Origin of the sequence: Streptomyces sp. 150FB (assembly GCF_000818195.1) — a bacterium.
Classification (GTDB): Bacteria; Actinomycetota; Actinomycetes; order Streptomycetales; family Streptomycetaceae; genus Streptomyces.
In genome coordinates this window covers 6526239-6533914 of the sequence record NZ_JTHL01000001.1, presented here as the reverse complement: position 1 = coordinate 6533914, position 7676 = coordinate 6526239, and the positions used below count along the sequence as shown (strand labels likewise).

At 70.7% G+C, this 7676-nt stretch carries 6 protein-coding genes; 2 read left to right on the top strand and 4 right to left on the bottom strand.

Annotation, left to right across the window (positions count from 1 at the left end):
- From QR77_RS46970 to QR77_RS28295, 4 genes are all read right to left on the bottom strand, one after another.
- Positions 1-1919: M56 family metallopeptidase (locus tag QR77_RS46970; RefSeq protein ID WP_040024855.1), on the bottom strand; the 1919-nt coding region annotated here is incomplete at its 3' end.
- Positions 1919-2482 (bottom strand): hypothetical protein, encoded by a 564-nt coding sequence (locus QR77_RS49185; RefSeq protein ID WP_236710841.1) that lies wholly within the window; start codon positions 2480-2482, stop codon positions 1919-1921. The genes QR77_RS49185 and QR77_RS46970, both read right to left, overlap by 1 nt.
- Positions 2483-2781: 299 nt before the next feature.
- The gene (locus tag QR77_RS28300; RefSeq protein WP_078877254.1) at positions 2782-4833 is read right to left on the bottom strand and encodes an ABC transporter ATP-binding protein; all 2052 of its coding nucleotides are present in this window, start codon (positions 4831-4833) and stop codon (positions 2782-2784) included.
- A 461-nt stretch (positions 4834-5294) separates the two neighbouring features.
- Positions 5295-6560 carry an MFS transporter gene (locus QR77_RS28295; RefSeq protein ID WP_040024854.1) on the bottom strand — a complete coding sequence of 422 codons (1266 nt, stop codon included), beginning with the start codon at positions 6558-6560 and terminating at the stop codon, positions 5295-5297.
- Positions 6561-6861: 301 nt separating this feature from the next.
- Here QR77_RS28295 and QR77_RS28290 point away from each other — a divergent pair, with 301 nt between their 5' ends.
- The gene (locus tag QR77_RS28290; RefSeq protein WP_040024853.1) at positions 6862-7452 is read left to right on the top strand and encodes a winged helix-turn-helix domain-containing protein; all 591 of its coding nucleotides are present in this window, start codon (positions 6862-6864) and stop codon (positions 7450-7452) included.
- A 66-nt stretch (positions 7453-7518) separates the two neighbouring features.
- Positions 7519-7676: SDR family NAD(P)-dependent oxidoreductase (locus QR77_RS44105; RefSeq protein WP_150130586.1), on the top strand; the 158-nt coding region annotated here is incomplete at its 3' end.

Sequence of the window (7676 nt, the reverse complement as noted above, 5' to 3'; positions counted from 1 at the left end):
TCCTGTCCGGCGGATCTTCGTGGATCAGCCCGGGGCGTCTGGTGCGGTAGATCGCAAGGCGGAGGATCGTCCTCGTACTGGACGTACTTGGACGAGTCCGACAACGCGGCGAGGTGCCGTGCCAGGCGTTCCGGGCCCGCGAAGATCCGCCGGACAGGGCCTAGCAGCGGGAGCACCCAGAGCAGCACCCCGGCCCACCACAGGGTCTCGGCGGAGGCGTCGGTGCCGGGCAGGACGCCCACCACGGCGGCGACCTCCAGCAGCGGGCCGATGTGCGCGGGCGGCAGACCGGGCAGACCGTACGAGCCGAGAAGTCCGGCCGTCGTGAACGGCCACCCGTCGGTCAGTGCCTCGCCCAGGAAGTACCACCAGTACAGCACCGAGGCGAGCGCGAGCGAGGCGGCCGCCAGGCCCACGAGCATGGCCGGGCCCAGTGAGCGCCCGCGCCAGGACCTGATCCACCACTCGGCGTTCTGCGCGGTCCACGTCATCACCAGTACCAGCGCGGCCACGAGGATCAGAAGCGCCTCGGGATGCGGCGGCAGCCAGTGGTTCCAGGCGGCTCCCGGACCGGTCAACTCGCCCACCACGACGCCGGAGCCGAGCCACAGGCCGACGGGCCATCCCGACGGGGTCGGCCGTTCCGTGACGAGGGCGTACAGCACGGCACGCCACAGTGCGACGCCGCCGACGCCCACGACGAGCACCGCGACGAGCACAGCTTTGGCCGGAAGGGCGTCGTACGGCAGGCTCCCGAGGTTCCAGACGAGGATGTCGGCCGCGAGGCCGGTGAGGATCAGGGGCAGCGCCTCCAGCGCGAACAGCGCCTTCGGGTCGGTCAGCGACGTCCGGCGCACCGCCGGGGACGGGTGCGTGCGCCAGAGTTCGACGAACCTGGCCAACAGTCCCTGCCAGGCACCGGAGCGTTCTGGGGCGGGGACCACCACCCAGGTGTCCCGGCTCGCGCCCCAGCGCGCCGCCATGAGGTCGGCGTAGATCTCACGGCTGCGCAGGATTCCCGCGCGCGTGAGGTACAGCGCCAGCACGATCAGGACGCCGAGGACCCGGTCGTGCGTGTTGAACGGGGCGAACTGGCCCCGGGCGTCCGGGGTTCCGGCGAAGAAGAGGATGTCCACGCCTGCCACTGCCCACGGCAGCAGGATCAGTACGAGGAACACCCGCCACAGGGCGATGGTGGCGTAGGTGATTCCGGTGTCCCTGTTGCGCAGGTGCGCCAGCTCGTGCAGCACCACGGTCCGGAACCAGTCGCGACCCGTGTCGCTCGTGACGACCAGACCGCCGTCCAGGCAGACCGTGGGCCCGCGCCGACTGCCGAACGCGATGGCGCCGGTCGTCAACGCGGCCGGGTCCACGACGAAACGGGGTGGGCGGGTGAGTCCGGCGGTGGCGACCAGTTCGTCGAGCAGCGGTCGCAGCCCGCCGTGCACGTCCATCGCGTCGAGGGGTACGACCTTGGAGCGCCGTGTCCTCCACACCGGGAGCAGCAGGTACACCGCGAAGGCCGCGACGATCGCGAGGGCGCCCACGCCGAGCGACACCCCGTTGAAGTCCTGGCCGTACTGGGCCGTGCACGCCTTGAGCGCGGACGCGTTACGGGTGAACTGGACGTAGCCCGCGTTCCTGGAGGCGCCGGGATCGAGACCTGCCGCCAGCCAGCAACCCGCTTCCTTGTCGGCCTTGTCGGACGAGGCGAGGAAATGCCAGACGGTCCCGGGGAGCATGCTCGCGCCGGCCGCCGCCAACAGGAGCAGGAGCAGGACGAAACGCAGTGTCGTACCGGCGGCGAGGACCCGCTCGTCGAGCGGCACGGAAGCGGGCCGCTCCCCCGTACGCGTCCCGGTCTCGGTCTCCGTCTCCCTCTCGGGAGTCGCGTCGGCATCGGCGGGTAAGCCGGCCATCACGCCTCACCGCCGGGCGCACCGGCCGGGCTGTCCGGGGCGTCGGGACTGTCCGGGGCGTCCGGACCGGCCGAGCGGTCTGGTGTGTCCGAGGTGTCCGAGCTGTCCGGCTCCCGCCCGGGATCCGCCAGGCCGCCCAACGCCAGCCTGGTCACGACCGCGTCGACCATCGCCAACGCCAGCACCTCGTCCAGGCCGCGCTGCGCGGCGACTTCCAGCAGCACCTTCCTTACCTCGGCCAGTTGTTCACGGGTCAGCGGCAAAATCAGCACGGCTTCGGCCGGCCTGCGCAGGATCTTGCGCAGCGCGGACTTCGCCACGCCGATCGTGCCCTCCACCACGCTGCCCATGATCCGCTGCGCCGCCTGGTCCAGCGCCAGCCACACCACGGGAGTCACCAGCGCGGCGACCTCGCCGAGGCCGAAGCCGAGGGTGTCGTTCCGCCGGCCTCGGCCGCTCAACCGCCTTACAGCCGTGGCGTCGTCGAACCCGGCCAGCCCCGCCACCAGCGGGAGTTCCTCCGGGGCCACCTCGGCCACCACGTCACGGACCACGTCGCGCACGCGCGTCCAGCCCTCCGTGACCGTACGGCCGGATCGAGCCGCTTCGCCGGACCGAGCTGCTTCGCCGGACCGAGCTGCTTCGGAACCCATGACACCCCCGTGATCAGTCCCCCGGTGGGCCGAGGCCGGCCCCCGCACCGGCTCCCACCCTGGCCGTACGAACCCCGACAGGACAAGACCGCCACACCGCTCGCGCGCCGTGGTCACGGCGGCCCGGCCCCGCCCCGGACCCTGGAGTCCGGGGCGGGGTCGGGTCACGTTAGACATCGGCCGTCGAACATCGAACATCGAACGGCGCGTTACCGCTGGCCACTCTCCTTGGGCTCGGCCGCCGACTTCCCGCCCCGCTGGGCCGGCACGCCGAGCCGGGTCGGGCGGCCCTCGACCGCGTACTGGGCGGCCTGGATCTCGTACAACTCCCTGAAGACCTTGGGGCCTTCGGTCTCGTCGGAGAGCAGTTCGGCGAAGGTCCCGCTCTCCACGACCCGTCCCTTGTCGAGGACGTGGATCAGGTCGGCGGCCCGCACCGATCCGAGGCGGTGGGTGATGAGGATGACGGTCTGGCCGGAGTCCGCCAGGGCGCGGATCTGCTCGAAGAGTTGCTGTTCGGCGCGGGCGTCGAGAGCGGAGGTCGGCTCGTCGACGATCAGGACTTCGCCGGCCCTGTAGTGCGCGCGGGCGAGGCCCAGGCGCTGCCACTGGCCGCCGGAGAGCTGGTGGCCGCCCTTGTAGCCGCGTGCGAGTAACGTCTTCCAGCCGCGCGGCAGTTCGTCGATCAGCGACTGGGCTCCCGCGTACTCGACCGCCTGGTCGAGGCGTTCCTGACTCACGGGCGCGTCGGATCTGCCGATGCTGACGTTGACGGCGGCGGTGAAGGGCCAGCGGTGGAAGTCCTGGCCGACCACGGCGACGCGCGAGACGAGTTCCTGCCGGTCGGCCTCGGCCGCGTCGACGCCGTCCCACATGATGCGGCCGGAGTCCGGCCGGTAGAGCCCGCAGAGGAGCTTGACGAGGGTGCTCTTGCCGCTGCCGTTCTCACCGACGAGCGCCACGATCCGGCCCGTGGGGATGGTGAGGCTCGCGCCGTTCAGGGCTTGCTTGTTGTCCTTGCCGCGATAGGTGAAGACGACGTCCTCGAAGGTGATCGCCGCCGGCCGCTCGGGCAGCGGCAGGCCGCCGACCGGGATGGCCCGGTCCACGGCCTCCTCGCAGAGCCGGTGCAGGTCGCCGACGAACAGGCTTTCCTCATGCATGTAGTTGACCTGGAGGACCAGGTTGTCGAGGCTGGAGGACCCGGTACGGATGGCGAGTACGGCGGTCCCGCCGACGGCCAGCGCCATCGCCCCCGTCCACAGCAGCCCGCCGAGGGTGGCGTAGGCGGCGGCCGCCGCGAGGCCCGTCCAGCCCGCCGCGATCAGTCCCGTACGGGCCGCGAGCCCGGAGAGTCTCTTCTGCTCGGCCTCCTGGGACAGCGACATGGCGCGGAAGTGGTGGAGCAGGAAGGGCCCGACGTTGTGGACCCTGATCTCCGGGGCCGCGTCGTTGGCGATCAGCAGCCTGCTGATGAGCTGCCCGGCGCGCGAGTGCTGCACCCACGCGTGGAAGGACAGATAGCGGCGGCGCGCCACCGTCAGCGCCGCCCACGCGCTGGGCAGGGTCATCGCGACGAGCAGCGGCAGCAGCAGCGGGTGCAGGACGGCGAGCACACCGGCGGCGGCGATCAGTGACATCAGCGCGTTGATGACGTTCTGGCAGTACTTCACCATCCGGCGGGCCGAAGCGGCGCCGTACGAGGCGCTGTCGAGGAGTTTGTGGAACTCCTCGTCCTCGATGGCCTCCAGTTCGACGTTGGCGGTGTGTTTCAAGTACCGCTCGGTGGCGACGCGTTCGACCTTCGGCTCCAACTGCCCCGTACCGGCGGTGGAAAGCGCCCGCAGCAGGGCCCCGACGAGCGCGGCACCACCGGCCACCGCCAGCGCGGGCGCCGCTTCGGTCAGCCGCTGCGCGGTCGAGCCTCCGGCGAGGAGGTGGGTCAGGACGCGGTTGACGGCGATCAGCCCGACGGCCTGGCTGAGCCCCCGGCCGACCTCGGCATACGTCACGAGCCGCAGCGCGCCCTTGTCCGCCTCCCAGGCCAGCTTGCCGGTGGTGGCGAGCAGCCGCGGCAGGCGCGTCACCATGGACCGCAGGTTGAGCTGGAGGAAGGCCGCTTCGTGTTTGTTCCAGCCGAGGTCGTAGCGCAGGGGCCCGCCGAAGAGCAGGTCCTCGGACTCGGAGACCGCCTCGGTCTCAGCAGCCGCGAGCCCGTTCTGTTCCTTCTGTTCCTTGCGAAGAGATGGGCGGAGCTTCATGCGAAGGTCCCCCTCTCCGGACGAGCCGCACGGACCGCACGGACCGGACGTACGGCCTCTCGCGCCCCGCACGTCCCGTACGCCCCGCCGTCAACATGGCGCACATCCAACAAGCGGCACGTACGGACCTTCTCGAACACAAGGTGTCCGGTGGTAACGCCAAAGGGAGCGGGCACGGGGAACATGGATCCTCCTGCGAGACGGCGACACATGCAGACGCCCGAACAACGCACCTGATCAAGGACGTGTAACGGGCAGACGCGGAGGAGATGCCGGACGGATGTTCGCATTCCGGGGCGAAGCCGTGCGGGACGGGCGCGGTCGGCCGTAATGAAGCGTTCGAATCACCCGCGAGGTGGGTGCCCACTCGATCGGGGGATTGCGCGACCAGGCTCAGAGCCGGCGGGCTCTGGCAGGCTCGGCGTCGGTACGCGGCATGTGGCGTGTTCACCCACCTAACCTCAGGTCGCGATGTCAGCCCGCGTGTCGTCGCCGCGAGGCGCGGCCAACTCCGCGCGGCGGATGGCCGAGGACGTCAGCACGATGCCCGATCCCACCAGGCCGAGCACGGAGCACAGAAGGAATACCGAGGCGGTTCCGGTCACGGCCGCCGCGGTTCCGAACACGGGGATGGTGAAGGGCGCGAGACCGAGGCCCACCAGGGTGCCGAGGGACATGATCCGCCCCAGCATGGCCGGCTCGGTCGCCGACTGCACGAACGCCAGGGCCAGGGCGCCGTTCAGCCCCAGCAGCACTCCTGTGACAGCGCCGGCCAGCACGGCCACGGGCAGCGTGCCGACCCAGGCGAAGCAACCGATCCCCAGGGAGCCCGCGATCATCGTGCCGCAGTACACCGCGCCCGGCCGGGGCAGGTTCACCCACCAGGTGAGCAGCAGCCCGCTCGCGCCCGCCCCCACCCCGAAGGCTCCGATGATCCAGCCGACGCCGGAGATTCCCCAGCCCCGGTCGTCGGCCAGTAAGAGGAAGCCGACGTTAAGGGGACCGACGGTGGCGATCTCCACCAGTGCGATCGCCACCAGCACCGCGCCGATGAGAGGCCGGGAGCGGGCGTACGTGATGCCGTCCGTGAGGTCGCGCCAAAGGCCGCTGCGCCATTGCTTGTTCTTCTCTTCGACTCCATGGACAGGCAGGGTGCGGACGAAGACCAACAGGAGTAGGGAGAGGGCCAGCAGCACCCCTACCGTGCCGAAGACCGCCGTAGGTCCGCCGAGACCGGTCGCCAGCCCGGCGAAGGGAGGACCCGCGACATTGCCCAGTCGCATGGTCATGCCGCGCATGCCCTGGAGGCGGACCAACTGGTCCTGGCGGGTGATCAGGGCGGGGAGCGCGCCCACCGAAGGCATGAAGAACGCGTCCACGACGCCGAACAGGACCGCGACGGCGAACAGCAGCCACAGAGTCGGCGATGTGAGCACCAGCCCCGCCGCGAAGGCCAGGATCACCGCACAGCGGACGGCGTCGCTGACGATGACCACGAGCCGGGGCCCGAAGTGGTCGGCGATCACCCCGCCCACCAGCATGAGCAGGGCCCGTGGCGCCGCGCCGGCGGCCACCACCCACCCGACTTGGGCGGGGCCGGCGATCTCGTTGGCGGTCCAGCCGAGCGCCAGGAAGTAAGCGCTGTTGGCGACGCAGGAGAGCCCGTAGGCAAGTAACCAGCGAAAGACGTTCGGATCGCGGTGTGCTGGTCCCGTGGCGGTCCACACTTCAGTGCCTCCTTGGTGTCCCGGATCAGTCGGCCGGGATCGGCGCCGGCCGTGGGTGGGGGTGTCGGGGCTCGGTAGAAGACCGTGCCGCTCCGCGCGAAAAGGGGTATCAACTGGACTTCCCAGGGGCCGAGTTCGGCCGACGCCACGACGGTACATCTGCAAAATCTCTTTGCATAGAGACTTTGCATAGAGCCTTTGTAAGCACCTACGCCACTGCCTCAGCACCCGTATCCGCCGGCCCAACCACCCCAAGGACCCGTGCCTGGCGCCTGGTCAACTGCTCTTGTACTGTCGGCGCATGTCCAGTGACGCCCCTCGAGTCCGCCGTCTCGACGCGCAGTCGCTGATGGGCATCGCACACCCGCTGCGCATGCGGCTACTGAGTTCGCTGCGCGAGCGCGGTCCGGCGACGGCATCCCAACTCGCTGAGTGGCTCGGGGAGTCGAGCGGGGCCACCAGTTACCATCTGCGCCAGCTCGCCGCGTTCGGCTTTGTCGAGGACGATCCCGACCGGGGCACGGGCCGCGAACGGTGGTGGCGGTCCGCGTACGACAGCACTCTGGTGGACGGCACCAGCGAGGTACTGGACCACGCCGACCCGCGGGTACGTGGTGCACTCCACCTGTATCAGCAGGAGGTCGCCGCTTACCACGCTCTGGAGCAGGCCGGCTTCCTCGGCTCGTTCGACGAGTGGCCCGAGTCCTGGCGTGAGGCGTCCGATCTCAGCGACTTCACGCTGAACCTCACGGCAGGGCAGGCGCGGGAGCTGGTCGGACGGCTTCACACGATCATCGAGGAGTACCGAGCTGCCGCACCGGAGACGGACGGGACTCATCCCGTCCGCGTGCACCTGCACGCGTTCCCGCGTCCGCCGGAACCGTCGGAGTGAGCGCGGCCTGAACTGTCGCCCGGGGCGGCTTGCGGAGGTGTGGGCCCTCGGGCAGTGTCCGGCGTCATGAGCGCTTATCTCGACGGTCTGTTCTCCCTCGCCGGCCGCACGGCCCTGGTCACCGGCGGCAGTTCCGGCATCGGCCGGGCCGTCGCCCAGGCGCTCGGCGGCGCCGGTGCGTCCCTCGTGCTGCTGGCCCGCGACGAGGCGCGGCTGCGGGCGGC

What these genes read in the sequence shown, in the direction of transcription:
- QR77_RS28300 (WP_078877254.1), bottom strand. Translation starts at nt 4,833, where the DNA reads ATGAAGCTCCGCCCATCTCTTCGCAAGGAACAGAAGGAACAGAACGGG.
- QR77_RS28290 (WP_040024853.1), top strand. Translation starts at nt 6,862, where the DNA reads ATGTCCAGTGACGCCCCTCGAGTCCGCCGTCTCGACGCGCAGTCGCTG.